The following is a 25,202-nucleotide window of genomic DNA, read 5'->3' on the forward strand; positions in this document are numbered from 1 at the left end:
GCCCCGTGGTGGGGGCGGCGGCCAGGAGCGGCCGGTCGGGGTGGTGCCGGGGGGCGGCCCGGTCGCGGGCGGGCGCCGCCGTCAGCGCCAGCCGTGGAGCTGCTGGAGCCGGTGGGCCACCGCCTGGAAACGGGCCCGGTCCAGGGCGCACGCCTCCCGACGCATGCCCTGCGGGTAGATGCGGAGCACGCGGTCCAGGTCCACCCAGGACTCACGCCCCTGCCGGTCCCAGGGGCCCGTCCCCAGGGAGAACCACTCGTGGTCGTTCTCCCGCGGGCGGGAGGTGAGCTGCAGCGCGAGCAGGCCGGGGCCGTCCTCGTGCGCCACGACCAGGACGGGGCGGTCCTTGCCCCGGCCGTCGTTCTCCTCGTACGGGACCCAGGTCCACACGACCTCGCCGGGGTCGGGCTCCCCGTCGTGTTCCGGCGAGTAGACGCAGCGGGCGCCGCGCACCTGCCGGGGGTCGATCTCGATGGTGGCCTCGGGGCCGAACCGCCCTCTGGCGGGCGGCTCTTCGCGGTGGTCTTCGTTCTGGGACGTCACTCCGTCACCGTACGGCGCCCGGCCCGGCCCCGGTGGCGCGGGGTTCGGGCTGCGCCACCTGACGCGGCCCCTTGCCGCCGCGGCCCTCCTCGTTCATCCGCTCGTGGATGTCCTGGACGGTCATCGGGTCGAGGCCGACGAAGAGACCGACGAAGACCAGGACCACGATCGGCACCACCAGCGCCGGCATCAGGATCTCGACCTGCGCGTGGCCGCTGCCCGTGGCGGCGGCGCCGTGGGTGTGGACGGAGACGGCCGCCATCCCCGCGTAGTGCATACCGGTGACCGCGACCCCCATGATGGCGCTGGCTCCGAGCGACGCCGCGAAGCCGCTGACGTTCACCGCGAACCACAGGGCCGCGGTGGCGGCGACGACCGCGATGGCGACGGAGACACCGACGGTCACGGTGTCGAACCGCATGACACCGGCCATGTCCATGCCCGCCATGCCCATGTAGTGCATGGCGGCGACCCCCAGTCCGGTGACCACCCCGGCGGCGGCCAGCGTGAGGTTGCTGCGCGGCGCGTAGCCGACCAGGAACACGCCGATCCCCACCACGCCGACGGCAACGGCGAGGCTCGCGTAGGTGATCCCGAGGTCGTAGGTCAGGTTCATCGACGGGACGGTGAACCCCATCATCGCGATGAAGTGCATGGTGAAGATACCGGTACCGATCGACAGGGCCCCCAGCGCCAGCCACCCCGGCCGGCGACTGCGTTCGCTGCTCAGGGCCCGGGTCGTGCAGCGCAGCCCCAGGGCGCTGCCGACGACGGCCATGAGAAACGCGAACACCGGCGTGATCAGGCCGTAGGTGAAATCTTCCGCGGGTACTTCCGCTGCGAGCATGACGCACTCCCCCTGCACGTTCTTCGCCCGTGCCCCACTGGCCACGGGGACCCGATGCTAGGGGCGAGTTCAAGCCGAACACAGGGCCTATACCGTTCCGTTGCAACTCCGATGCAACACGATGCATGAAGAGGCGCATCTTTGTCCCGGAGGGCGTCCCAGGCGGGGCCGTCCGGGCGCCGGCGGGGCGACTGCGAGGCCGTCGGGCGTGCCCCGGGGGAAGCCGGGGTGCCTGGACGCACGGACGGTGGGACCGGTGCCGAGCACCGGTCCCACCGTCCGTCCTCCGGGATCGGCTCAGCCGCGAACGCGCGGGTGCCGGACCAGGGTGTAGCCGCCGAGCGCGGCCAGCGCGCCGAGGACACCGCCGCCCGCCGTCCACAGCCAACGGTCGGACCACCAGCCGCCGTTCCAGCCGCCGTCGGGCTCGTTGACGACACCGGCGAACCGGACGCCGTCATCGGTGGTCGGGTCGGCGGCGTCCGCGTCGGAGCCGGACTCCGCCTCGTCGGCCTCGTCGGCCGGGTCGGCACCGTCCCCGGTGTCCAGCGAACCGGCGCGGGGGGTCGGCACCAGCGGGGCGCCGAGGTCGCCGCCACGGGCGTGGGCGCCACCGGCGTCCTCGGTGGTGGTGCGCACCACCACCGAGACCGGCAGGCCGAGGTCCTCCTCGGGCAGGTCCACCGCGGTGAGCCGCACGAAGTACGCGCCCGGCAGCGGGTCGCCGGACCACGGCTCCGCCCAGGACCGGACGGTCCGCAGCGCGCACCCCAGGACCACCTCGTCGGCGTCCGCGGCGGCCTCCACCGTGGCGTCGCCGCCGACGCAGGCCTGCTTGCGGCGCAGCCCGTCGTACACGTCGAGCTGCCAGACGCTGGGGCCGCTCCGTTCCCCGTCGTCCTCGAAGGTGATCGTCGCATCGGCGGTGGCGTCGTGCCCCGCCGCGACGGGGAACGCCCAGTAGAGGAATTCACCCACGGTGGCGCGTGCGGTGCCCCGGCCGGACTCCCCGAGCACGGCGGCGTCGCGGAAGCCCGTACCGGCTTCGGTGGGGTCGGCGGCCGGGTCCGCACCCGGGCCGTCCGTCGCCCCCTCCTCCTCGGAGGTCTCCGCGTCCTGCGCGAGCGCGGCGGGCGCCGCTGCCAGCAGCAACCCCGCGGCGAGGGCGAGCACCGTCACCGGGCGCGCGGCGCGCCGGGCCCGGTGGCGGACGGTCGTGTGGCGGCTCATGCGAACACCCTCCGGACGAGTCCCCAGACCACGCCGGCCACCAGGCCGGTCACGGTCAGCAGCACCAGCGGCACCCAGCCCCGGGCGAGGCCGAAGGCGGCCACGTCGGACGGGCTGTCGGCCGCGGCCACCAGGTCGACGGTCAGCTCCACCGGCATGCCGGGGGCGCGCTGGACCGAGTCGGGCGCGGAGAACGCGTTGCTGACCTCCAGGCAGAGCACGCTCTCCTCCCCGTCGCCGTCCTCGCCCGCGGCGGGCGAGGGAGCGGCGGAGGAGTCCGGGTCGCCGTCGGCCTCGGGGAGCGCGGCGCGCTCAGCCCAGGGGTAGCGCAGCCCGGTCGAGATCACGTCGGTGCGGCCGTGACCGGTCTCGCGGCCCCGGACGAGCTCCTGGCCGTCCTCGTCGAGCAGGCGGAGCATGACGGCGTAGTCGCGGTCCACCGGCCTGTCGGCGGCGACACTGACCGAGGCGCGCAGCTCACGGCCGGGAGCCAGCTGGACCCGGTAGAAGCGGTGCTCCCCCATCTCCTCGCGGTCGCTGTAGACACCCGCGCGCAGCAGCGGAGCGGCGGCGCAGTCGTCGCTGGCGCCCTCGACTGCCGCGGGCGCCTCGACGACGACCTCGGCGGAGCGGTCGACGAGCTGGCCGAGCCGTTCGGTCAGCTGGTCGACGTCCTGGACGGCGGTGTAGGTGCCGCCGGTCGCCTCGGCGATGCAGCCGAGCTGCGTGCGGACCTTGTCGTCCTTCGGGGTCAGCCCGAGGGTGTCGACCGTCAGACGGATTCCCTGGGAGGCGAGTTCACGCGCCACCTCGCAGGGGTCGGGCTGGCCGCAGGTGTCCTCGCCGTCGGTGATGAGGACGATCCGCCGCGAGTTGTCGCTCTCCCCGCCGAAGTCCTCGACCGCCTCACGCAGCGCGTGGCTGATGGGCGTGAAACCGGTCGGTTCGAGTGCGGCGACCGCCTCCTTGGCCTCCGCCTTGGCGACCCGGCCGACGGGGTAGATCTGCTCGCTGTCGCGGCAGGCCTCGTCGTCCATCTCCTCGCCGCGGAAGTTGGCGCCCAGCGTGCGGATACCGAGGTGCACGGTCTCCGGCAGGCCGTCGATCACCTCGTTGAACGCCTGCTTCGCGGCGTCCATCCGCGTCTGTCCCGCGCTGTAGCTCTCCCCCATGGACCCGCTGACGTCCAGGACGAGTTGGACCTTCGGTGGGTCCTGTGAGGGGCGTGGCTCCGCCGCCACGGGGGACGCGGTCGCGCCCACTATCAGGGCCGCGAACACACCGCTCAGGGTGGCCGCCAGCCGTCTTCCTATGATCATTTGGCGGATACTACGAGCAGCTCCACCGGGCACCAAAACCGCTCCGGCGCACACCGGTTGATATCGCGTCAGGCCAGGACACCCGTCCCGAGGGGGCTGCCGAACGGCGTCCGGTCGGCGGGAGCGGACCGTCCTTCGCGCGGGGCGCGGGCCCGGTGGTCCGCCGGGGCGGGCGGGTCAGCGGTGGTCGGGGCCCCGTGCGCCGAGCCGGCCGATGAGGTCGCGCCACACCTGCGCGACCCGGGCCGCGAGCTCCCCGGTGCTGCCGGTGTTCCGCACCACCACGTCGGCGACGGCCAGCCGGTCGGCGCGGTCGGCCTGGGCGGCCATGCGCCCGCGGGCCTCCTCCTCGGACATCCCCCGCAGCCGGGTGAGCCGGTCGAGCTGGATTTCCTCGGGTACGTCCACGACGACCACCACGTCGTAGCGGTCGGCGAGGCCGTTCTCGGCCAGCAGCGGCACGTCGTGCACGACGACCGAGCCGGCGGGGGCGGCCGACTGGAGCGCCGCCGCCCGCTCGGCGACGAGGGGGTGGACGATCGCGTTGAGCGCCGCCAACCGTTCGGGGTCCCGGAAGACCACGTCGGCGAGCGCGGGACGGTCCAACGAACCGTCCGGGGCGAGGACGGCCCCGCCGAACTCCGCGGCGACGGCGGCCAGTCCGGGCGTGCCCGGCGCGACGACCTCCCGGGCGACGAGGTCCGCGTCGACGACGACGGCCCCGTGCTCGGCGAGCAGCCGCACCACCGTGCTCTTGCCCGCGCCGATGCCCCCGGTCAGTCCCACAGTCAGCATGCCCGCAGCGTAGCCGACGGCGGCGCCACCGCGAGGCGTCTGCCGGGCGCCGCCGGACGGCGGCACCCGGGGACGCGTCAGCTGCCGGGGTGGTCGCCGGGGCCCTCCTCGCCGTCGTCCCGCTCGGCGAGGAACCGCTCGAACACCGCACCGAGTTCTTCGGCGGATGGCAGCTCGGAGGGCTCGGCCATCAGGCTGCGACGGCCTTCCGCACCCGCCACCGCGTCGTACTGCTGCTCCAGCCCCCGGACGACGGCGACCAGCTCAGCGTCGCCCTGGGCGATCTCGCGCTCGATCTCGTCCTGGGTGGCGCCTGCGGCGGCACGCAGCGCGTGGGCGGCGCGCGGCAGCACCAGCCCCGTCGCGGCGGTGATCGTCTCCAGGACCACGAGCGTGGCGTCGGGGTAGCGCGAACGCGCCAGGTAGTGCGGCACGTGGGCCGCGATGCCGAGCACGTCGTGCCCGGCGGAGCCGAGCCGGAACTCCGTCAGCGCGGCGGCACTGCCGGGCACCTGCGCCTCGGTGAACAGTCCCGGCTGGGTCGGGACGAGATCGACACGGTTGCCGTGCGGGGTCAGTCCCACCGGCCGGGTGTGCGGCACCCCCATGGGGATGCCATGGAAGGTCATCGCCAGCCGCACGCCGAGCCGCTCGACGATCTGCCGCACCGCCGCGGTGAAGCTGTCCCACTCCACGTCGGGTTCCGGACCGCTGAGCAGCAGGAACGGCTGGCCGGTGGCGTCCTGCAGGAGTCGCAGCTCCAGCTGCGGCTGCTCGTAGGAGGCCCAGCTGTCGCGACGGAAGACCATCGCCGGGCGACGCGCCCGGTAGTCGACGAGGCGGTCGTGGTCGAAGCGGGCCACCACCGCGCCGGGCAGCCGCTGCTCGGCGTCGGCCGGGCGGTCCCGCTCGGTGCTGTCCCCCGCGGCGTCCGCCGGGTCGGGGCCGTTCGCCCCGGCAGGCGCGTCGCCGCCGTGACCGTCGGTGGCCGAGCCACTCGGCGGGTCGCCCTCGCCGGCCCGGTCCAGGCCGAGCTCCAGTGCCAGGTCCAGTTCCGGGCCGTCGGCCAGCCCGTCGCCCGCCTCGGCACGGGCGGCGTCACCGTCGGCGTCGAGCAGCCGCTCGACCAGCTGGCCGCCGGTCTCACCTGCGTCGATGAAGCCGTTGAAGTGGTAGAGCATCACCAGCCCGCCGGCGTCCGGCGCGGCTACCGCCGCCTGGGCGCGACGCAACCCTTCCGGGTCCCACGCGTACAACTCCTGCGGATCGCGCACGGCGCCGCACCCCTTCCACTTCGTTCCGTGTCCGGCAGAACGCCTGTGAGGGTGAGCGCATTCCCGGACTGGGCAGAGAGTAACGGCCCCCTGTGACAGCGTTCCCGCAAGGGGGCCCCGCGAACACCCGCGTCGAGGCGGAACGCCCGTGACCGGCGACGCCGCGGGCACGGCTCGGCCCCCGCGACCGGATGGTCGCGGGGGCCGAGTGGGTCCGCGTCAAGCGGCGCTGCCCGAGGGCAGCGTGTGATCAGCTCTGGCCGCCGGCCAGCTTCTCACGGAGTGCCGCCAGCGCCTCGTCGGAGGCCAGGGCGCCCGAGTCCTCGCTGGAGGTGGAGGAGTACGAGCCGCCGCCACCGGAGGTGCTGCCGGAACCGCCGGACGCCGCAGCGCCGCCGCCGGTCTCGGTGCCCTCGGCCTCGGCCTGGGCATCCGCCTCGCGGGACTTGATGACCTGGGCCTGGTGCTGCTCGAAGCGCGTCTGGGCGTCGGAGTACTGACGCTCCCACTCCTCGCGCTGCTTGTCGTAGCCCTCGAGCCAGTCGTTCGCCTCGGGGTCGAAGCCCTCGGGGTAGATGTAGTTGCCCTGGTCGTCGTAGGAAGCGGCCATGCCGTACAGGGTCGGGTCGAACTCGACGATCATCGGGTCGGCGCCGAAGTTCTCGTTCGCCTGCTTCAGCGAGAGGCTGATCCGGCGACGCTCCAGGTCGATGTCGATGACCTTGACGAAGATCTCGTCGTTGACCTGGACGACCTGCTCCGGGATCTCCACGTGGCGCTCGGCCAGCTCGGAGATGTGGACCAGACCCTCGATGCCCTCGTCCACGCGGACGAACGCACCGAACGGCACCAGCTTGGTGACCTTGCCGGGGACGACCTGGCCGATCTGGTGGGTCCGGGCGAACTGCTGCCACGGGTCTTCCTGGGTCGCCTTGAGCGACAGGGAGACGCGCTCGCGGTCCATGTCGACGTCCAGGACCTCGACCGTGACCTCCTGGCCGACCTCGACGACCTCGGAGGGGTGGTCGATGTGCTTCCAGGACAGCTCGGAGACGTGCACCAGGCCGTCGACGCCACCCAGGTCCACGAAGGCACCGAAGTTGACGATGGAGGAGACGACGCCGGAGCGCACCTGACCCTTCTGGAGGGTGGTGAGGAAGGTCTGGCGGACCTCGCTCTGGGTCTGCTCCAGCCAGGCACGGCGGGACAGAACCACGTTGTTGCGGTTCTTGTCCAGCTCGATGATCTTGGCCTCGAGCTCCTTGCCCACGTAGGGCTGGAGGTCGCGCACGCGGCGCATCTCGACCAGGGAGGCCGGGAGGAAGCCGCGGAGGCCGATGTCGAGGATGAGACCACCCTTGACGACCTCGATGACGGTACCGGTGACGATCCCGTCCTCTTCCTTGATCTTCTCGATGGTGCCCCAGGCGCGCTCGTACTGGGCGCGCTTCTTCGAGAGGATCAGGCGGCCTTCCTTGTCCTCCTTCTGGAGAACAAGGGCTTCGATCTCGTCACCGACTGCGACGACCTCGTTGGGGTCGACGTCGTGCTTGATCGACAGCTCGCGGGAAGGGATGACGCCCTCGGTCTTGTAACCGATGTCGAGCAGGACCTCGTCCCGGTCGACCTTCACGATGACGCCGTCGACGATGTCGCCGTCGTTGAAGTACTTGATCGTCTCGTCGATCGCGGCGAGGAAGTCTTCCTCGGAACCGATGTCGTTTACCGCAACCTGCGGGGTGGTCACGGTGCTCTCGGTGCTGCTCGTCATGTGTGAAAGGGCTCCGGTACGGACAAAGAGTCGTAGAAATACCACGCTGGGACCCTTTTCGCACCGCCGAAGCCCGACAGCCCACGAGGCGTTCTCAAGATCATCCGAGAGGAGGACCCGAAACGCGCCTCGACCATCGAGGGACATACAGCTGATGCGAGCGCGGCCTGCTCCGTCCGAGGCACACAGGCCCGCAGCGCGCCTTATAGCATACGGGCGCATCGCAGCCGGGTCAATGCGCGCTTCGCCGCACGTGCACAGCAAAAGGGCTCTTTACGGTACGCAACGGACACGGACTACCCCGGCGGAGTGACCCGCGCCACCACGGTGGACGTCCGAGCAGCCGCTCGCCGCGCCCCCGGGCGCCGCCCGGACCTGCCGGACGGCGCTCGCCGGGGGTCAGTGCGCGGCGCTCTCCCAGGTGTCGCCGACGCCGACCGAGACGTCCAGCGGGGCGCGCAGCGCGACGGCTCCGGACATCTCGCGGCGCACCAGCGCCTCCACCGGCTCCCGCTCGCCCGGGGCCAGCTCCAGCACGATCTCGTCGTGGACCTGGAGCAGCAGCCGGGAGCTCAGCCCCTCGGCGTTCAGCGCCGCGTCCACCTTCAGCATCGCGATCTTGACGATGTCGGCGGCCGTCCCCTGGATCGGGGCGTTGAGCGCCATCCGCTCGGCCATCTCCCGCCGCTGGCGGTTGGAGCTGGTGAGGTCGGGGAGGTAGCGGCGCCGGCCGAGCAGGGTCTCGGTGTAGCCGACGCCCGTGGCCTCCTGCACCGCGCGCTGGAGGAAGTCCCGCACTCCGCCGAAGCGCTCGAAATAGGTGTCCATCAGCGCCCGCGCCTCCTCCGGGCTCACCGAGAGCTGCTGGGAGAGGCCGAAGGCGGAGAGGCCGTACGCGAGGCCGTAGCTCATCGCCTTGGTCTTGCGGCGCATCTCGGGGTCGACCTGCTCACGGGGGACCCCGAAGACCTGAGACGCCACCGTGTCGTGGAGGTCCTCCCCCGAGGAGAACGCCTCCAGCAGCCCCTCGTCCTCGGAGAGGTGGGCCATCACCCGCAGCTCGATCTGGCTGTAGTCGGCGGTGAGCAGCGACTCGTACCCCTCCCCCACGACGAAGGTGCCGCGGATGGCGCGGCCCTCCTCGGTGCGGACGGGGACGTTCTGGAGGTTGGGCTCGGTGGAGGAGAGCCGTCCGGTCGCGGCCACCGTCTGGCTGAAGGTGGTGTGGATGCGGCCGTCGGCGGCGATGGTCTTGATCAGACCCTCGACCGTGGTGCGGAGCCGGGACTGCTCCCGGTGGCGGAGCATGAGCACCGGCAGGTCGTGCTCGGTCTGTCCCGCGAGCCAGGCCAGGGCGTCGGCATCGGTGGTGAAACCGGTCTTGGTCTTCTTCGTCTTCGGGAGGTTGAGTTCGCCGAACAGCACCTCCTGGAGCTGCTTGGGCGAACCGAGGTTGAACTCGTGGCCGACCGAGGTGTGCGCGGCCGACACGGACTCCTGCACGGCGGCGGCGAACCGCTGCTCCAGGGCGCCCAGCGCCGCGCGGTCGGCGGCGATACCGGCGCGCTCCATGCGGGCCAGGAGTTCGGAGGTGGGGAGCTCGATGTCGCGCAGCAGCTCCAGGGCGCCCACCTCGCGCAGCCGCTCCGTGAGGGCGGTGCCGAGGTCCAGGACGGTGCGGGCCTGCTGCATCAGGGCGTCCGCCTCGGCGGCGTCCTCCACGCCGAACGCGAGCTGGCCGTCGTCCGGGGTGGCCGGCGCCAGCTCCCGGCCCAGGAACTCCAGGCTCAGCCCCTCCAGCGCGAAGGACCGCCGGCCGGGCTGGACGAGGTACGCGGCGAGCGCGGTGTCGGTGTCCGCGCCGGCCAGCCGCCAGCCGTGGTCGGCGAACACCCGCTGCAACTGCTTCACGCCGTGCACGACCTTGGTCCGCTTCCCGTCCGCCGCCCAGGCGGCGAAGGCACGGTCGTCGGCCTCGTCGAGTTCGGCGGGGTCGAACCAGGCAGCGGGCCCCGCCGCCGTCGCCAGCGCCACCGCGTGGACCGACCCGGTGCCCAGCGCCCAGGCGTCCTTGGTCGCCAGGCCGAGGGGACCGTCGCCGTGGGAGGCGAGCCAGTCGGACAGCTCGCCAGTGGCCAGGACACGGCCCTCGACCTCGACGCCGGGGGCCGGGGCCTCGCGCTCCTCCTCGGAGCCGCTGGGGTCCATCGCGAAGAGCCGCTCGCGGAGGTTCTGGTTGCGGAACTCCAGGGAGTCCAGCAGCACGGTGACGGCGTCGCGGTCGAAGGCCGCGCGTTCGAGGTCGGCGGGACCGGCGGGCAGTTCGACGTCCCGCACCATCTCGGTCAGTTCGCGGTTGAGCCGCACGTTCTCCAGGTTGTCGCGGAGGTTCTGGCCCGCCTTGCCCTTGACCTCCTCCGCGCGCGTCAGGAGTTCGTCCAGCGAGCCGAACTGGGTGATCCACTTCGTGGCGGTCTTCTCCCCGACCCCGGGGATGCCGGGGAGGTTGTCGGAGGGGTCGCCCCGCAGCGCGGCGAAGTCCGGGTACTGCGCCGGGCGGAGGCCGTACTTCTCCTCGATCTTGTCCGGGGTGAAGCGGGTGAGCTCCGAGACGCCCTTGGTGGGGTAGAGGACGGTGACGTCGTCGGTGACCAGCTGGAAGTTGTCCCGGTCGCCGGTGACGATCAGCACCTCGTACCCGTCCGCGGCGGCCCGGGTGGCCAGCGTCGCGATGACGTCGTCCGCCTCGAAGCCGTCCACGGCGAACCTCCGCACCGCCATGGCGTCCAGCAGCTCACCGATCAGCTCGACCTGACCGCGGAAGGCGTCGGGGGTGGCGGAGCGGGTCGCCTTGTACTCGGGGAACCGCTCGGAGCGCCAGGTCTTGCGGGAGACGTCGAAGGCGACCGCGAGGTGGGTCGGAGCCTCGTCACGCACGGTGTTGGCGAGCATTGAGGTGAACCCGTAGATCGCGTTGGTCGGCTGTCCCACAGCCGTGGTGAAGTTCTCCGCGGGCAGGGCGAAGAACGCCCGGTAGGCCAGCGAATGGCCGTCCAGCAGCATCAGCCGCCGGGGCGCTCGGTCGGAGGTCTGCTCTGCGTTGCTCACCGTGTTCTCAGCCACCCGCGCATCCTCCCACGGACCGCCGACAGCCCCGGGCGGCGACGCCTGCGCCCGATCCCGGGGACGCCGCGGGCCCGGTGCCGGGGTTCGCCCGACGTGACACGATCGAGGGTGAGACGTACCGGCCGACGGGAGACGCACCATGCCTCAGCCGCCCTCGGGCGATCCGATCCAGGACGCCCCGCGCACCGCCGGACCGCAGGACAGCGCGGCCGGACTGCCCGCGGTCGCCCACGCCATGGACATGGCGCGCAAGGAGATGGGGGTGCGGCGCACCGCGCTGACGCTGCTGCGCGTCAACCAGCACGGCGGGTTCGACTGCCCCGGCTGCGCCTGGCCGGAGCCCGACAAGCCGCACGCCGCCGAGTTCTGCGAGAACGGCGCGAAGGCGGTGGCCGAGGAGGCGACCCGGCAGCGGGTCACCCCCGCGTTCTTCGAGCGCCACCCGATGGCGGACCTGGCCGGTCGTTCCGGCTACTGGCTCGGGAAGCAGGGCCGGCTCACCACCCCGATGTACCTGGCCGAGGGCGACGACCGGTACCGGCCGGTCTCCTGGGAGCAGGCGCTGGAGCTGGTGGCGGCGGAGCTGCGGGCGGCGGACTCGCCCGACGAGGCCGTCTTCTACACCTCGGGCCGCACCAGCAACGAGGCCGCCTTCCTCTACCAGCTGTTCGCGCGCGAGTTCGGCACCAACAACCTCCCGGACTGCTCCAACATGTGCCACGAGTCCTCGGGGTCGGCGCTCGGCGAGACCATAGGCGTCGGCAAGGGCAGCGTGCTGCTGGAGGACCTGTACCGCGCCGACCTGATCGTCGTGGCGGGGCAGAACCCGGGGACCAACCATCCGCGCATGCTCTCGGCGCTGGAGCGCGCCAAGAAGGAAGGCGCCCGGATCATCACGGTCAACCCGCTGCCCGAGGCCGGGTTGCGGCGGTTCCGCAACCCCCAGACTCCGCGCGGGCTCGCCGGGAGCGGCACGGAACTGACCGACCTCTTCCTCCAGATCCGCCTCGGCGGCGACCAGGCCCTGTTCCGCATGGTGAGCCGGCTGGTGCTGGAGGCGGAGGGCGGCACGGACGGCGCGTTCATCGCCGAACACACCCACGGCTTCGAGGAGTACGCCGAGGCGGCGCGCGCCGCGGACTGGGAGACGACCCTGCGCGCCACCGGGCTGACGCGCGAGGAGATCGAGGCGGCGGCCCGCATGGTGCTGGAGTCGCGGGCGACGGTGGTGTGCTGGGCGATGGGGCTCACCCAGCACAAGCACTCGGTGCCGACGATCCGCGAGATCGTCAACCTGCTGCTGCTGCGCGGGGACATCGGCAGGCCGGGGGCGGGGGTCTGCCCGGTGCGCGGTCACTCCAACGTGCAGGGCGACCGGACGATGGGAATCTTCGAGCGGCCCGCGCCCGCCTTCCTCGACGCGCTGGAGAAGGAGTTCTCGTTCTCGCCGCCGCGCGAGCACGGCCTCGACACGGTCGCGTCGATCCGGGCGATGCGCGACGGCCGGGTCCGGGTCTTCTTCGCGATGGGCGGGAACTTCGTCGCCGCCTCGCCCGACACGGCGGTGACCGAGGACGCGATGCGACGCGCGGCGCTGACGGTCCACGTCTCGACCAAACTCAACCGTTCGCACTGCGTCACCGGAGCCCGGGCGCTGATCCTGCCGACGCTGGGCCGCACCGAGCGGGACACGAGCGGGGGCCGGGAGCAGTTCGTCACCGTGGAGGACTCCATGGGGATGGTCCACGCCTCGCACGGCAGGTTGGCGCCGGCTGACCGGGGGCTGCTGTCGGAGACGGCGATCGTCTGCCGGCTGGCACGGCTGGTGCTCGGCGACGGGTCCACCACGCCCTGGGAGGAGTTCGAGCGCGACTACGACCTGGTGCGGGACCGCATCGCCCGCGTGGTGCCGGGGTTCGACGACTTCAACGAGCGGGTGCGCAGGCCGGGCGGCTTCACCCTGCCGCACGCGCCCCGCGACGAGCGGCGCTTCCCGACCGCGACGGGCAAGGCCAACTTCACCGCCGCGCCGGTCGAGTTCCCCGAGGTCGGCGAGGGGCGGCTGCTGCTCCAGACCCTGCGGTCCCACGATCAGTACAACACCACGATCTACGGGCTCGACGACCGCTACCGGGGTGTGCGGGGCGGGCGCCGCGTGGTGATGGTCAACCCGGACGACGCGGCCGAACTGGGCCTGGAGGACGGTGGCTACGTCGATCTGGTGAGCGAGTGGCGCGACGGTGTGGAGCGCCGTGCGCCCGGCTTCCTGGTGACGCACTACCCGACCGCGCGCGGGTGCGCGGCGGCGTACTACCCGGAGACCAACGTGCTGGTGCCGCTGGACTCCACCGCCGACGTCTCCAACACCCCGACCAGCAAGTCGGTCGTGGTGCGGCTGGAGCCCGTCGCACGGGCGGCGGACCCCGCCGTGACATGAGCCGGATCGGCCGCATCGGCCCGTGGGCGTCCGGGTGCCCTGGGGGCGGTGCGTCCGGGGCGTGTCCGGTGAACAGCGCCGGTGGGGCCCGCGGCGTCCGGTGCGGTGGGTCGCCAGGCGGTGGATCGCCAGGCGGTGGATCGCAGCTCGTACCCGTCGTCCTCGCGCGATGCTCCGACGCGGCGAGATGCCGTGCCGCCCGCCGCGGGCCGGGCGGGACTCACCGGACACGTCCTAGGCTGGTCGGCGGCCGGACACCGGTCCGGCCGCCGACCAGCGACGATCGGAGCCGTGCCATGGGTGACGAGCAGCCCCCGACCCAGTTCCCGCCCCACATCCTCGACCAGTGGTCCGGCCTCGGTGTCGACCTGCCCTCGCTCTTCTCCGCCGGCGACCTCGGCGACCGGGTGGGGCTGCACGTGGTGCGGGCTGCCCCCGAGGAGGTGGTGGGGACGCTGCCGGTGGCGGGGAACACCCAGCCCTACGGGCTGCTGCACGGCGGCGCCTCGGCGGTGCTCGCCGAGACCCTGGGGTCGATCGGCGCGATGCTGCACGGCGGCCCGCGCCGGATCGCCGTCGGGGTGGACCTCAACTGCACCCACCACCGCGGGGTGCGGTCCGGGCTGGTCACCGGGGTGGCGACCCCGGTCCACGCGGGGCGGACGTCGGCCACCTACGAGATCGTGGTCACCGAGGAGAACGGCAAGCGGGTGTGCTCCGCCCGGCTGACCTGCGCCCTGCGGGAGAACCCGGAGGTCGGGGCGGGCGGCGGCGCGGGCTGACCACGGGCGCCACGCGGGACGTGCCGTCGGCAACGTGCGTACCGCACGGCGAAGGGGGCGGGGGCACCTGGTGGTGCCCCCGCCCCCTTCGCGGTACGCCGGACAGAGCGGTGCGGTCAGTCGACCTCGACGTGCTCGCCCAGGTAGGCGGCGCGGATCCGGGGGTCGGCGAGGAGCGTGTCGGCCGGGCCGGACATCACGACCTCTCCCGTCTCCAGCACGTAGCCGCGGTTGGCGAGTTGCAGCGCCTCCGAGGCGTTCTGCTCCACCAGCAGCAGGGTGGTGCCCTGCTCGTTGACCTCGCGGAGGATGTCGAAGATCTGCTCCACGATCAGCGGTGCCAGACCCATCGACGGCTCGTCGAGCAGCAGCAGTTCGGGCTTGCCCATCAGGGCGCGCCCGATGGCGAGCATCTGCTGCTCGCCGCCGGAGAGGGTGCCGGCGATCTGCTTGCGGCGCTCCGCGAGGCGCGGGAAGAGCCCGAAGACGCGATCGAGGTCGTCGGGGTCGGGGCGGCGGAACCGGTACGCCCCCATGTTGAGGTTCTCCAGCACCGTCATCCGGGCGAAGACCCGTCTGCCCTCGGGGACGTGGCCGAGGCCGAATCTCACCAGCTCGTGGGAGGCGATCCCGTCGATGCGCTCGCCGTGCAGCCGGACCTCGCCGTGGCGGGGTGCCAGCATGCCCGAGACGGTCTTCAGCGTCGTGGACTTCCCGGCACCGTTGGCGCCGAGGAGTGCGACGGCCTCACCCCGGCCGACCGTGAGGTCGATCCCCTTGAGCGCCTCGATGGCGCCGTAGAAGACCCGGAGCCCGCTCAACTCCAGCAGCGGGGTCCCCTGCTCGCCGGGGTTCTTGTCCAGTTCGGGCCCGCTCATGCCTGGCCACCCTTCTCCGTACCCGGGGCGGTCGCGTCGCCGGGGCCGGCCTCGTCCTGCGGTACCGCGCGGGCACCGGGCAGCTCCGTCTTCCGTGCGCCGTCGTCGGCCGGGGACGCGGCGGTCCCGGCGTCGTCGGCGTGCTCGGCCTCGGTGACCTCGACGACGTGCTCGGCCTGCGCGGCGACGATGTCGGCCACCTCGCTGTCGTCGGCGGCGGAGCCGAGGTAGGCCTTGATGACGTCGGGGTTCTGCTGGACCTGCGCCGGGGTGCCCTCGGCGATCTTCTTGCCGAAGTTGAGCACCGTCACCCGGTCGGCGACCGACATCACCAGGCGCATGTCGTGCTCGATCAGCAGCACGCTCACGCCCAGTTCGGTGTTGATGCGGCGGATCAGCGTCTCCAGGTCCCGCTTCTCCGTCGGGTTGGTGCCGGCGGCGGGCTCGTCGAGGAGCAGCACCTCCGGGCTGGTGGCCAGCGCGCGGGCGATCTCCAGCCGCCGCTGCTCGCCGTAGCTGAGCGAGGCGGCCAGTTCGTTGATGCGCCCCTCCAGGCCGACGAACCGCATCATCTCCTGTGCGGCGCGGTCGCTCTCCTTCTCCGCGCGCCGCGCGTGCGGCAGGCCGAGCATGATGGAGATGGCGTCCGTCTTCTGGCGGGTCTCGTAGGCGATCTTGACGTTCTCGATCGCCGTGAGCGCCCCGAACAGCCGGATGTTCTGGAACGTCCGGGAGACCCCCATGCGGCTGACCTTGAACGGCTTGGTGCCGAGCAGGGCCCGTTCGCCGCCGGCGCGCGGCAGGAAGCGGATCTCGCCCTCCTGCGGCACGTAGACGCCGGTGAGGGAGTTGAACAGCGAGGTCTTACCCGCGCCGTTGGGGCCGATGATCGCGAGGATCTCGCCCCGCCGCATCGTGAGGTCCACCGAGTCCAGGCTGGTGAGGCCGCCGAACCGCAGCGTCACCCCACGGGCTTCGAGGATCGGTTCGCCGCTCTCCGTCGGTCGGGGGGCCGCGGTCTGCTTGGTCGCGTTCGTCATGCCTGCCTGCCTCCTGCCGTACCGCCCAGCGCGTCGGCGCCGCCGGTGCCCTCCTCCGCCATGTGCAGCTCGCGCTGGCGGCGACGGGACGGCCACAACCCCTGCGGCCGGTAGATCATCATGATCACCAGCAGCGCGCCGAGGTACATGTACCGGTCCTGCGCCGGGACGGAGTCACGCAGCGCCTCGGGCAGCCAGACCAGCACCGCGGTGCCGATCAGCACGCCGGGCAGCGATCCCATGCCTCCGAAGATCACGTAGGAGAGCACCAGGATCGAGAAGAGGACGATGAACGCCTCGGAGTTGATGTACGCCAGCTTGCTCGCGTAGATCACGCCGGCGATGCCGGAGGTGGAGGCGCCGATCGCGAACGCCAGCAGCTTGAAGCGGACGGTGTCCACGCCGTTGGAGGCCGCGGCGACCTCGTCCTCGCGGATCGCGGTCCAGGCCCGGCCGACCCGGGAGTGCTCCAGGCGGATGAAGAGCACCAGCAGCGCGATGATGAAGCCGAGCAGCAGCCAGTAGTACGGCCGCGGGTCCAGGCCCCAGCTGTAGGACCAGAAGCCGAGGTCGATGCTGAACCGCTCCACACGGACCCCGGAGGTGCCCCCGGTGAAGGACTGCCAGTTCTTGGCGCCGAGGTAGACGATCTCGTGGAAGCCGAGGGTGACGATGGCCAGGTAGTCGCCGCGTAGCCGTAGCGTGGGCGCGCCGAGCAGCACTCCGGCCACCAGGCAGGTGATGACGGCGATCGGGATGACGGCGAAGTTGTTCAGCACCATCGGCGGGTCGACCGGGAGGGACCCGGTCCAGAACGCGGCGCTGTACGCGCCGATCGCGAAGAACGCGATGAAGCCCAGGTCGAGCATGCCGGCCCAGCCGACGACCACGTTGAGGCCGATCGCCAGCAGCACGTAGATGGCGATCTGGTCGACCAGCACCTGCTGCCAGTGGCGGGACACCAGCAACGGCAGCACGATCAGGAAGACCAGCACTCCGCTGAGGATGCCGACGCGCAGCCAGAACTGCTTGCGCCAGAGCGTCTGCACCTCGCCGGCCGGTGCCTTGACGGACTCCTTGACGTGTCCCCAGGCCGATCCGATCGGTGCCTGGGCGAACTCGCGGACCACCCAGATGCCGACGCAGACCGCCAGCCAGACGGCGAAGCCGGTGGAGGTGAAGTTCTCCTTCAGAGCGTAGAAGATGTCGCGGTTGTTGCCCTCGACGCCGGTGACCTGGGCGCCGACGACGGCGACGCCGATCAGTGCGGCCAGCCGCTGCCAGCGGGGCTCCTGGTACCAGGAGGTCTTCCGCAGCCGGGCGGCTGCGGACACGTCCCGTGCCGTTTCCGTGGTCGTCATGCCGTCCTCGCTACGCGCTCGCCGAGAATGCCCGTGGGCCGGAACATCAGCACCAGCACCAGTACGGCGAAGGCGCCGACGTAGCGCCAGGCGTCGCCCCAGACCTCGACGGTGAAGGCCTCGACCACGCCGAGGGTGAGCCCGCCGAGCATGGCACCGCGGACGTTGCCGATGCCGCCGAGCACGGCGGCGGCGAACGCGGTGATGCCGGGCAGGAAGCCCATCGTGTAGAAGACCTGGTTGGTGGTGCCGAAGAGGAACCCGGCGACGCCGCCCATCAGGCCGCCCAACACGAAGGTGCGGGAGACGACCTTGTCGATGTTGACGCCCATCAGCGAGGCGACCTCGGGGTCCTGCGCCACGGCGCGGATACCGGAGCCCAGCTTGGTGCGGTTGACCACGTAGTCGACCGCGACCAGCATGACGACGGCGGAGCCGAGGATCAGGGCCTGGGTGACGCTGATGGTGGATCCGAAGATCGTGACGACGGTCTTGTTCTCGTACATCGACGGCATCGGCATCGGGTTGCGACCGAAGAGCTTGCCGACGAGGTTGTAGAGGAAGAACGAGGCGCCGATGGCGGTGATCAGGAAGACCAGCCGGGGTGCGCCGCGTCTGCGGAGCGGCCGGTAGGCCACTTTCTCCAGGAAGAACGCGACGGTGCCGCCGAGTACGGCGCCGAAGAGCATGCCGACCGCGACGTAGGCGATCGACTGGAGACCGGAGGGGTCAGTGGCCGGAACGAAAATGGTGAGGGCGATGACTCCGCCGAATCCCCCCACCATGAATACCTCGCTGTGCGCGAAGTTGAGGAGCTGGAGCACGCCGTACACCAGGGTGTAGCCGATGGCGATAACGGCGTACAGCGAGCCGAGTACCGCCCCCAGGACGAGTACGTCCCAGAAGTCGTGAAAACTCATGCGAGGGCACTTCCTTGCCAGAACAGCCACCGGTAGCCGCCCTGTCGGGACGTCCCGGGGGCAGCCGCGTCGGGAGCGGTGGGGCGTGGCACGGGCCACGCCCCACCGGAGGAGAGGTACCGCGCGGTCGTTATCCGACGAGTTCCTCGACGTTGCCGAGCGAGACGATCTCGTCGTCCTTGACCTCGTAGATGTAGATGCCGGAGCCGGCGTACTCACCGGTCTCGTCGAAGGTGAGGGTCTTCGCGACACCGTCGTGCTCGCCCTGGGCGATGGCGTCGTAGACGGACGCGCGGTCCGCGCTGTCGCCCAGCTCGTTGACGGCGTTGATGATCATCATGGTGGCGTCGTACGCCTCGGGCGAGTAGGTGCCCGGAGCGGTGCTGTACTCGGCCTCGTAGGCCTCGCTGAACTTCTGGCCGATCTCGTCCTCGTTGAGGTCGCGGCAGGGGCAGCTGAGGTACCAGCCCTCGGCCGCGCCGGAGGCGAGGTTGACGAACTCGGGGTCGCGGACACCGTCGCCGCCGAGGCCTATGCCCTCGTAGCCCTGCTCGCTGAGCTTGACGGCCAGCGGCGCGGCCTGCGCGTAGTAGCCGGTGTAGGCGACGGCGTCGGCACCGGACTGGATCACGGTGCGGGCGATGGAGCTGTGGTCGACGGTGTCGGCGGGCAGCGACTCGCGCTGCACCTCGATGCCGGCCTCGCCGAGTGCCTCCTCGACGACGTTGCCGAGACCGACGGCGTAGTCGCCGAGGTCGTCGATGACGACGGCCGACTCCACGCCCTGCTCGGCGAAGAACGAGGCGATCGCGGCGCCCTGCTCACCGTCGTTGGGCACACCGCGCAGGAAGGTCGGGAAGCCCTGTTCCGTGAGGTCGGGGGCGGTCGCCGACGGCGAGAGCGCGGTGATGCCGGCTTCGCCGTACGACGGTGCGGCGACGTTGGCCGCGCCGGAGAAGGCGGGACCGACCACGGCGATGACGTCGTCGTTGTCGATGATGCGCTGGGCGGCCGAGGCGGCCTGCCCGGGCTCACCGCGGTCGTCACCGGAGGCGTACTCGAAAGTGACGTCGTAGTCGCCGGACTCGTTCGCCTCCTTGATGGCGAGCTTGACACCGTTCTCCATGTTGATGCCGAGCTGGGCGTTGGGGCCGGAGAGCGGTCCCTGGTAAGCGATGGTGAAACCGGAGCCGTCGCCGCCGCCACCACCGCTGCTACCGCCGCCACTGTCGTCGCTGCCGCAGGCGCTCAGCGCCAACGCACCGATCGCGACCGGCAGTGCGATTTTCACGATCCGCTTGTTCAGCATCAGTAAACCCCCTGGACCGAGTCCAGTCCGAACGTCACCGCACGGGACACGTGCCCAAACGTTCACGGGTGCGGCGTGGAGCGGAATCTATTGCGCATCTCGTCGCACTAACAGACGGGCAGCTCAAGTGTGATCGCCTCGTGACCTCAGTCACGTGCCGAAATGAGAACGCTCCTTACCGCTGAGCGGACGAGATCTTCCCGTCGCGCCCGCCCCGAACGGGCATCACCGAAACGGACCACAGCCCCAGGAAAGGGACGGCGGCGCCGCTACGGCGGCAGGAGAATCGATCATGAACCGTTTCCCCACGAAACTCAGCCGCAACAGGACCGACGGCCGCGCGACATCGGAATCCCGTACGCCGACCGTCCCTTTTCCGCCGCGCATTCCGCTTCGGGCGGCGTCGGAGCGCCCGAAGGCGAGCCGCCGGTCCGCCTCCCGGGGCTCGGGGCCGCACGGTGCCGACACCGCCGCCACGTGGGCGACCTCGCACGGGCAGGCACGATACGGAGCGACGGACCGGCCCACCGGGCACGACGGGCGCCCGGCGGGCCGGAACGCGCCACCGGAACGGCGTCCGCGACGCACGCAAGGCACCGGCCGGGTGCGGGCGGGTACGCCGCGGGGGCGCCGGACGGGACTGCTCCCGCCCGGCGGCCCCGGGGTGCACCTGTCGGCGGCGCGACCGCCCGTGCCCGTTACTTGTTGCGGCGGCGCTCCTCGGCGTCCTCCAGCACGGCCTCGGCGACCTGCCGCATCGACAGCCGGCGGTCCATGGAGGTCTTCTGCACCCAGCGGAACGCTGCGGGTTCCGTGAGCCCGTACTGCGTCTGGAGGACGCTCTTGGCCCGGTCCACGAGCTTGCGGGTCTCCAGCCGCTCCGCGAGGTCGGTGACCTCCTGGGAGAGCGTGCGGAGTTCGTGGAACCGGGAGACCGCGATCTCGATCGCCGGCACGACGTCCGTCTTGGAGAACGGCTTGACCAGGTAGGCCATCGCGCCGGCGTCGCGCGCCCGCTCCACCAGCTCGCGCTGCGAGAAGGCGGTGAGCATCAGCACGGGCGCCAGCTGCTCCTCGGCGATCTTCTCGGCGGCGGAGATGCCGTCCATGACCGGCATCTTGACGTCCAGGATGACGAGGTCCGGCCGGTGCTCGCGGGCCAGCTCGACCGCGCGCAGGCCGTCTCCGGCCTCGCCGACGACCGTGTAGCCCTCCTCCTCCAGCATTTCCTTCAGGTCCAGCCGGATCAGCGCCTCGTCCTCGGCGATGACCACCCGGGTCGTCTGCGGGGGGACGTGGACGCCCGCCTCGGGCTCGGCGGTGTCGTCGCCCTGGGGTCCGGGCTCGGGAACGTCGGCGGTGCTCACGGGGCTCCTCGGGGTTCTGCAGGCGGGGCACTCACGAGAGTACCCAGCTACGGTATGTTGGGCCCACGGCGGGTTCCGGCCCGACGTGGCCGTTCGGCGCCCCGGTAGCCCAGTGGCAGAGGCAGTGCTCTCAAACAGCATTCAGCGTGGGTTCGAATCCCACCCGGGGCACCCCCACCGTCCTCCCGTGACCCGCGAGGACGCCGGACTCACGCAGACCTCCACGGACGCGGTCCCGGCACACCGACGCCTCGCACATCTGCCCGCGTGGCTCACCTCACGACCCCAGCTCGACTCCCCCGCATCGGCGCCGCGTGCCGCCCGCGGCGAACGGGCGCCGGCGCCGAGCGGGGCCGCCCGCCGGGACCGATGTGCCGGGGCCGCGCCCCTCCCCGGCGCGTCGGCCGGATCCCGCTACTCGAACCGGGAGACGTCACCCGCCCCGCGCCGCACGATCTCGACCCCGCCGTCGGAGAAGTCCACCACCGTGGTCGGCTCGGTGCCGCAGTCCCCGGAGTCGACGACGGCGTCGACCACGTGGTCCAGCCGGTCCTTGATCTCCCACCCCTGGGTGAGCGGTTCCTCCTCGCCGGGGAGCAGCAGCGTGCTGGAGACGAGCGGCTCGCCCAGCTCGGCCAGGAGCGCCCGCACGACGACGTGATCGGTGATCCGGACCCCGACCGTCTTCTTCTTCGGGTGCAGCAGGCGGCGCGGCACCTCCTTGGTGGCGGGCAGGATGAAGGTGTAGCTGCCCGGGGTCGCGGACCTGATCGCCCGGAAGACGGTGTTGTCGATCTGCACGAGCCGCCCGAGTTGGGCGAAGTCCTGGCAGACGAGCGTGAAGTGGTGGCGGTCGTCGAGCTGCCGGATCGTACGAATGCGGTCCAGGCCCTCGCTGTTGCCCATCCGGCACCCCAGCGCGTAGCAGGAGTCGGTGGGGTACGCGATCACCGCGCCGGCGCGGACGCTCTCGGCCACGGTGGTCATCGTCCGAGGCTGGGGGTTCTCGGGGTGCACGTCGAAATACTTGGCCATCGGGCGAGCTTAGCCCCCGGCTCCGGGCGGCCGACGGCCACGGCGGGGCCGTGTCCGGCACGGCTCGCGACCGGCGGGCGGCGCGCCTCCACCGAAGGGGCGCGGGGCGCTCCCCGGGGCGCCGGGGAGCGCCGGACGGCGTCAACAACGCTCCAGGTCAATACACCTAGCGCTCGCCGATGTGGTGGACGCGCACCAGGTTGGTGGTGCCGGGCACTCCGGGCGGCGAGCCGGCGGTCATCACCACGGTCTCGCCCTTCACGCAGCGGCCCATGCGGCGCAGCCGACCGTCGAGCAGTTCGACCATGGCGTCGGTGCTGTCGACCGTGGGGACGACGTGCGCCTCCACGCCCCAGGTCAGACTCAACTGGTTGCAGGTCTGCTGGTCCGGGGTGAACGCCATCATGGGGATGGGCGAGCGGTACCGCGACAACCGCCTGACGGTGTCACCCGATTGTGTGAAGGCGACCAGCAGCGAGGCGCCGAGGAAGTCGCCGATGTCGGCGGCGGCGCGCGCCACGGCGCCGGGCTGGGTGTGCGGCTTGGTGGCCTCGGTCAGCGGCGGCAGGCCGCGGGAGAGCATCTCGGTCTCCGCGGCGGCGACGATCCGCCCCATGGTGCGTACCGTCTCGTTGGGGTACGCGCCGACGCTGGTCTCCCCGGAGAGCATGACCGCGTCGGCCCCGTCGAGCACCGCGTTGGCGACGTCGGACGCCTCCGCGCGGGTCGGACGCGAGGAGTTGATCATCGACTCCAGCATCTGCGTGGCGACGATGACCGGCTTGGCGTTGCGCTTGGCGAGCTTCACCGCGCGCTTCTGGACCAGCGGCACGTCCTCCAGGGGCACCTCGACCCCGAGGTCGCCCCGGGCGACCATGATCCCGTCGAAGGCGTCGACGATGTCCTGGAGGTTCTCCTCGGCCTGCGGCTTCTCGATCTTGGCGATGACCGGCAGGAAGCGGCCCTCCTCCGCCATGATCCGGTGCACGTCCTTGATGTCGTCACCGGCGCGGACGAAGGAGAGCGCGATGAGGTCCACCCCGGTGCGCAGCGCCCAGCGCAGGTCCTCGACGTCCTTGGGCGAGAGCGCCGGCACCGAGACCGCGACGCCGGGGAGGTTGAGCCCCTTGTGGTCGGAGACCATGCCGCCCTCGACCACGGTGGTCAGCACGTCGGTGCCCTCGACCGCCTCGACCTCCAGCGCGACCCGGCCGTCGTCGATCAGGATGCGCTCGCCCGGGGTGACGTCGGCGCAGAGGCCGGCGTAGGTGGTGGAGCAGCGGTGCTGGTCGCCCTCGACCTCGTCGGTGGTGATCCGGAAGGTGTCGCCGGCTTCCAGCAGCGCCGGGCCGTCGCGGAACACCCCCAGCCGGATCTTCGGTCCCTGGAGGTCGGCGAGGACGCCGATACCGCGGCCGGCCTCGCGCGCGGCCTGCCGGACCCGGTGGTAGCGCTGTTCGTGCTCGGCGTGCGCGCCGTGGCTGAGGTTGAGACGGGCCACGTTCATGCCCGCTTCGACGAGCCCGGTGATCTGCTCGTACGAGTCGGTGGCCGGACCAAGTGTGCAGACGATTTTCGCTCGGCGCATACTCCCGACTCTAGGACTTACCCGGCGGTAGGAATGACCATCGAGATGCCGAAAACCCTTCGGCCGCGTATACGTTTCCCCCTGTTCCGGCGCGCCCCGGCGCATTGTCGACAGATGGCAGGGAACGCGCTCCGATGAGCGCGTTCCCTGCTTCGGCCGGGCCTCAGCCGACGGGCGGTGCGGGGGCGTCGCGTGGTGCGTCGGGCGCCTCCCGGAGCCCGAAGGTGGTGAAGGCGGTTCGCTTCGGGAGCGGGTAGGGCCGGCTGTCGAGCAGCTGGTTGAGGACGGTCGCCGAGCGGTGCGCCATCAGCCCGAGGTCCGGCGTCCCGACGCCGTGGGTGTGGCGTTCGCCGCCGGTGACGAACACCCGGCCGCCGATGTCCGCCTCCAACTCCAGCCGGTAGTCCCCGGTGACCAGCGGCCGTCCGGCGTCGTCGCGCCGGACGGCGTCCGCGAGGTCGCCGAGCAGCGGTTCGAGCGGGGTGTCCCGGTAGCCGGTGGCCAGGACGACGGCATGGGTGGTGAGGTCGGCGGCCGTGCCCTGCTCCGGGTGTTCCAGCCGCAGGTCGACCGCGCCGTCGGTCCGGCGCTCGACGGAACGGACGGCGACCCCCGGGGTCATCACGGCGTCGGGCCACCCCGACCGCTGCGCGCGGCCGAGGAGTTCGCCGTGGATCTCCGAGAGGGTCTCGTGGTCGACCGCCTTGTGCAGCTGCCACTGCCGCGCCGTCAGCGTGTCGCGGGTGGCCTCGGGCAGGGACCGGAAGTAGCGGGTGTAGTCCGGGGTGAAGTGCTCCAGCCCCAGCTTGCTGTACTCCATCGGCGCGAAGGCGGGCGACCGTGTGAGCCAGTGCAGTCGTTCCGCCCCCGCCGGGCGGTGGCGCAGCAGGTCGAGGAAGACCTCGGCGCCCGACTGCCCCGAGCCCACGACGGTGACGTGGTCGGCAGCCAGCAGCCGCTCCCGGTGGAGCAGGTACTCCGCGGAGTGGACCACGGGCGCGCCGCCGGGCGGCGCGCCGACCGCGGGCCGCAGCACCTCTGGGACGTGCGGTGCGCTGCCGAGCGACAGCACGACGGAGCGGGCGTGCACCGCTCGTCCGCCGCCGGTGGGCCCGGCGGCGGGGCGTACGACGAGCTCGAACAGTTCCCGGTCGGCGTTCCAGGAGACGGACTCCACCCGCTCCCCGAACCGCACGCTCGCCAACCGCTCCGCCGCCCAGCGGCAGTACGCGTCGTAGTCGGTGCGCTCGATGTGGAAGGTCTCGGCGAAGTAGAAGGGGAAGAGCCGCCCCTGATCCCGGAGGTAGGAGAGGTAGCTCCAGGGACTGGCGGGATCGGCCAGGGTCACCAGGTCTGCGAGGAACGGCACCTGGAGGGTGGTTCCCTCGATCAGCAGGCCGGGGTGCCAGTGGAACGCGGGCCGCTGCTCGAACCAGGTCGCGCGCAAACCGCGGTGACTGTCCGCCAGTGCGGCGAGCGAGAGTCCGGCCGGACCGGCGCCGACACCGGCGAGGTCCAGCGGCGCGGTGTCCTCGGGCGCGGGGCGGGTGGGCCGGGCGGCGGAGGGGCCGGGTGCGGCC

19 protein-coding genes and 1 tRNA gene are annotated in these 25,202 nt (G+C 72.0%); 3 read left to right on the plus strand and 17 right to left on the minus strand.

All coding sequences use genetic code 11. The features are described from left to right. Positions 1 to 81: 81 nt before the first annotated feature. The 8 genes from HCJ92_RS09605 to polA form a co-directional block, all read right to left on the minus strand. A complete protein-coding gene (locus tag HCJ92_RS09605) occupies positions 82 to 543 on the minus strand; it encodes a type II toxin-antitoxin system PemK/MazF family toxin (RefSeq protein WP_167933057.1) in 462 nt (153 codons plus the stop codon). A 4-nt stretch (positions 544 to 547) separates the two neighbouring features. Beyond that, positions 548 to 1,435 (minus strand): MHYT domain-containing protein, encoded by an 888-nt coding sequence (locus HCJ92_RS09610; protein ID WP_338054103.1) that lies wholly within the window; start codon positions 1,433 to 1,435, stop codon positions 548 to 550. A 252-nt stretch (positions 1,436 to 1,687) separates the two neighbouring features. After that, a complete protein-coding gene (locus HCJ92_RS09615; protein WP_167933058.1) occupies positions 1,688 to 2,620 on the minus strand; it encodes a hypothetical protein in 933 nt (310 codons plus the stop codon). Beyond that, a complete protein-coding gene (locus HCJ92_RS09620; RefSeq protein WP_167933059.1) occupies positions 2,617 to 3,939 on the minus strand; it encodes a VWA domain-containing protein in 1,323 nt (440 codons plus the stop codon). The genes HCJ92_RS09615 and HCJ92_RS09620 overlap by 4 nt, the downstream gene beginning before the upstream one ends. Before the next feature lie 177 nt (positions 3,940 to 4,116). Further along, entirely contained in the window at positions 4,117 to 4,734 is a 618-nt protein-coding gene (coaE, locus tag HCJ92_RS09625; RefSeq protein WP_167933060.1) for a dephospho-CoA kinase, read from the minus strand. A 77-nt stretch (positions 4,735 to 4,811) separates the two neighbouring features. Continuing rightward, the gene (locus HCJ92_RS09630) at positions 4,812 to 6,008 is read right to left on the minus strand and encodes a PAC2 family protein (RefSeq protein ID WP_338054104.1); all 1,197 of its coding nucleotides are present in this window, start codon (positions 6,006 to 6,008) and stop codon (positions 4,812 to 4,814) included. Between the two features lie 250 nt (positions 6,009 to 6,258). Further along, a complete protein-coding gene (rpsA, locus tag HCJ92_RS09635) occupies positions 6,259 to 7,779 on the minus strand; it encodes a 30S ribosomal protein S1 (protein ID WP_167933061.1) in 1,521 nt (506 codons plus the stop codon). A gap of 399 nt (positions 7,780 to 8,178) precedes the next feature. Next, positions 8,179 to 10,842, minus strand: a complete 2,664-nt coding sequence (polA, locus tag HCJ92_RS09640; protein ID WP_167933074.1) for a DNA polymerase I — start codon at positions 10,840 to 10,842, stop codon at positions 8,179 to 8,181. Between the two features lie 202 nt (positions 10,843 to 11,044). Here polA and HCJ92_RS09645 point away from each other — a divergent pair, with 202 nt between their 5' ends. Together HCJ92_RS09645 and HCJ92_RS09650 are read left to right on the plus strand one after the other, a co-directional pair. After that, the gene (locus HCJ92_RS09645; protein ID WP_167933062.1) at positions 11,045 to 13,342 is read left to right on the plus strand and encodes an FdhF/YdeP family oxidoreductase; all 2,298 of its coding nucleotides are present in this window, start codon (positions 11,045 to 11,047) and stop codon (positions 13,340 to 13,342) included. 296 nt (positions 13,343 to 13,638) lie between these two features. Next, entirely contained in the window at positions 13,639 to 14,124 is a 486-nt protein-coding gene (locus HCJ92_RS09650; protein WP_167933063.1) for a PaaI family thioesterase, read from the plus strand. 116 nt (positions 14,125 to 14,240) lie between these two features. On the opposite strand, the gene HCJ92_RS09655 is transcribed toward HCJ92_RS09650, so the two are convergent. The 6 genes from HCJ92_RS09655 to HCJ92_RS09680 all read right to left on the minus strand — a co-directional run bounded on the left by HCJ92_RS09655 (position 14,241) and on the right by HCJ92_RS09680 (position 20,999). Beyond that, positions 14,241 to 15,002 (minus strand): ABC transporter ATP-binding protein, encoded by a 762-nt coding sequence (locus HCJ92_RS09655; RefSeq protein ID WP_167933064.1) that lies wholly within the window; start codon positions 15,000 to 15,002, stop codon positions 14,241 to 14,243. After that, positions 14,999 to 16,042, minus strand: a complete 1,044-nt coding sequence (locus tag HCJ92_RS09660; RefSeq protein ID WP_167933065.1) for an ABC transporter ATP-binding protein — start codon at positions 16,040 to 16,042, stop codon at positions 14,999 to 15,001. The genes HCJ92_RS09655 and HCJ92_RS09660 overlap by 4 nt, the downstream gene beginning before the upstream one ends. Further along, complete coding sequence (locus HCJ92_RS09665; protein WP_167933066.1) at positions 16,039 to 17,403, minus strand: branched-chain amino acid ABC transporter permease; 1,365 nt, start codon at positions 17,401 to 17,403, stop codon at positions 16,039 to 16,041. Before HCJ92_RS09665 ends, HCJ92_RS09660 begins: the two co-directional genes overlap by 4 nt. Continuing rightward, on the minus strand, positions 17,400 to 18,323 hold the full coding sequence (locus HCJ92_RS09670) for a branched-chain amino acid ABC transporter permease (RefSeq protein ID WP_167933067.1): 924 nt from the start codon (positions 18,321 to 18,323) through the stop codon (positions 17,400 to 17,402). The genes HCJ92_RS09665 and HCJ92_RS09670 overlap by 4 nt, the downstream gene beginning before the upstream one ends. Positions 18,324 to 18,453: 130 nt before the next feature. After that, positions 18,454 to 19,632 carry a branched-chain amino acid ABC transporter substrate-binding protein gene (locus HCJ92_RS09675; RefSeq protein ID WP_167933068.1) on the minus strand — a complete coding sequence of 393 codons (1,179 nt, stop codon included), beginning with the start codon at positions 19,630 to 19,632 and terminating at the stop codon, positions 18,454 to 18,456. 698 nt (positions 19,633 to 20,330) lie between these two features. Continuing rightward, the gene (locus tag HCJ92_RS09680) at positions 20,331 to 20,999 is read right to left on the minus strand and encodes a response regulator (RefSeq protein WP_167933069.1); all 669 of its coding nucleotides are present in this window, start codon (positions 20,997 to 20,999) and stop codon (positions 20,331 to 20,333) included. A gap of 98 nt (positions 21,000 to 21,097) precedes the next feature. Here HCJ92_RS09680 and HCJ92_RS09685 point away from each other — a divergent pair. Continuing rightward, a tRNA-Leu gene (locus HCJ92_RS09685) sits at positions 21,098 to 21,170 on the plus strand. Positions 21,171 to 21,413: 243 nt separating this feature from the next. Here the strand turns inward: HCJ92_RS09685 and HCJ92_RS09690 are convergent. The 3 genes from HCJ92_RS09690 to HCJ92_RS09700 all read right to left on the minus strand — a co-directional run bounded on the left by HCJ92_RS09690 (position 21,414) and on the right by HCJ92_RS09700 (position 25,141). After that, positions 21,414 to 22,034, minus strand: coding sequence for an L-threonylcarbamoyladenylate synthase (locus HCJ92_RS09690; RefSeq protein WP_167933070.1), 621 nt, complete (start codon positions 22,032 to 22,034; stop codon positions 21,414 to 21,416). Between the two features lie 166 nt (positions 22,035 to 22,200). Next, the gene (gene pyk / locus HCJ92_RS09695; protein WP_167933071.1) at positions 22,201 to 23,622 is read right to left on the minus strand and encodes a pyruvate kinase; all 1,422 of its coding nucleotides are present in this window, start codon (positions 23,620 to 23,622) and stop codon (positions 22,201 to 22,203) included. 163 nt (positions 23,623 to 23,785) lie between these two features. Further along, the gene (locus tag HCJ92_RS09700; RefSeq protein ID WP_167933075.1) at positions 23,786 to 25,141 is read right to left on the minus strand and encodes a lysine N(6)-hydroxylase/L-ornithine N(5)-oxygenase family protein; all 1,356 of its coding nucleotides are present in this window, start codon (positions 25,139 to 25,141) and stop codon (positions 23,786 to 23,788) included. Between the last annotated feature and the right edge of the window lie 61 nt (positions 25,142 to 25,202).

The sequence above is a fragment of the Streptomyces spiramenti genome (assembly GCF_012034385.1).
Lineage (GTDB): Bacteria > Actinomycetota > Actinomycetes > Streptomycetales > Streptomycetaceae > Streptomyces > Streptomyces spiramenti.

Coding starts and splice junctions, on each gene's coding strand:
- HCJ92_RS09615 (WP_167933058.1), bottom strand. CDS start 2,620: ATGAGCCGCCACACGACCGTCCGCCACCGGGCCCGGCGCGCCGCGCGC.
- HCJ92_RS09620 (WP_167933059.1), bottom strand. CDS start 3,939: ATGATCATAGGAAGACGGCTGGCGGCCACCCTGAGCGGTGTGTTCGCG.
- coaE (WP_167933060.1), bottom strand. CDS start 4,734: ATGCTGACTGTGGGACTGACCGGGGGCATCGGCGCGGGCAAGAGCACG.
- rpsA (WP_167933061.1), bottom strand. CDS start 7,779: ATGACGAGCAGCACCGAGAGCACCGTGACCACCCCGCAGGTTGCGGTA.
- polA (WP_167933074.1), bottom strand. CDS start 10,842: ATGCTGCTGGACGGCCATTCGCTGGCCTACCGGGCGTTCTTCGCCCTG.
- HCJ92_RS09645 (WP_167933062.1), top strand. CDS start 11,045: ATGCCTCAGCCGCCCTCGGGCGATCCGATCCAGGACGCCCCGCGCACC.
- HCJ92_RS09650 (WP_167933063.1), top strand. CDS start 13,639: ATGGGTGACGAGCAGCCCCCGACCCAGTTCCCGCCCCACATCCTCGAC.
- HCJ92_RS09655 (WP_167933064.1), bottom strand. CDS start 15,002: ATGAGCGGGCCCGAACTGGACAAGAACCCCGGCGAGCAGGGGACCCCG.
- HCJ92_RS09660 (WP_167933065.1), bottom strand. CDS start 16,042: ATGACGAACGCGACCAAGCAGACCGCGGCCCCCCGACCGACGGAGAGC.
- HCJ92_RS09665 (WP_167933066.1), bottom strand. CDS start 17,403: ATGACGACCACGGAAACGGCACGGGACGTGTCCGCAGCCGCCCGGCTG.
- HCJ92_RS09670 (WP_167933067.1), bottom strand. CDS start 18,323: ATGAGTTTTCACGACTTCTGGGACGTACTCGTCCTGGGGGCGGTACTC.
- HCJ92_RS09675 (WP_167933068.1), bottom strand. CDS start 19,632: ATGCTGAACAAGCGGATCGTGAAAATCGCACTGCCGGTCGCGATCGGT.
- HCJ92_RS09690 (WP_167933070.1), bottom strand. CDS start 22,034: ATGGCCAAGTATTTCGACGTGCACCCCGAGAACCCCCAGCCTCGGACG.
- pyk (WP_167933071.1), bottom strand. CDS start 23,622: ATGCGCCGAGCGAAAATCGTCTGCACACTTGGTCCGGCCACCGACTCG.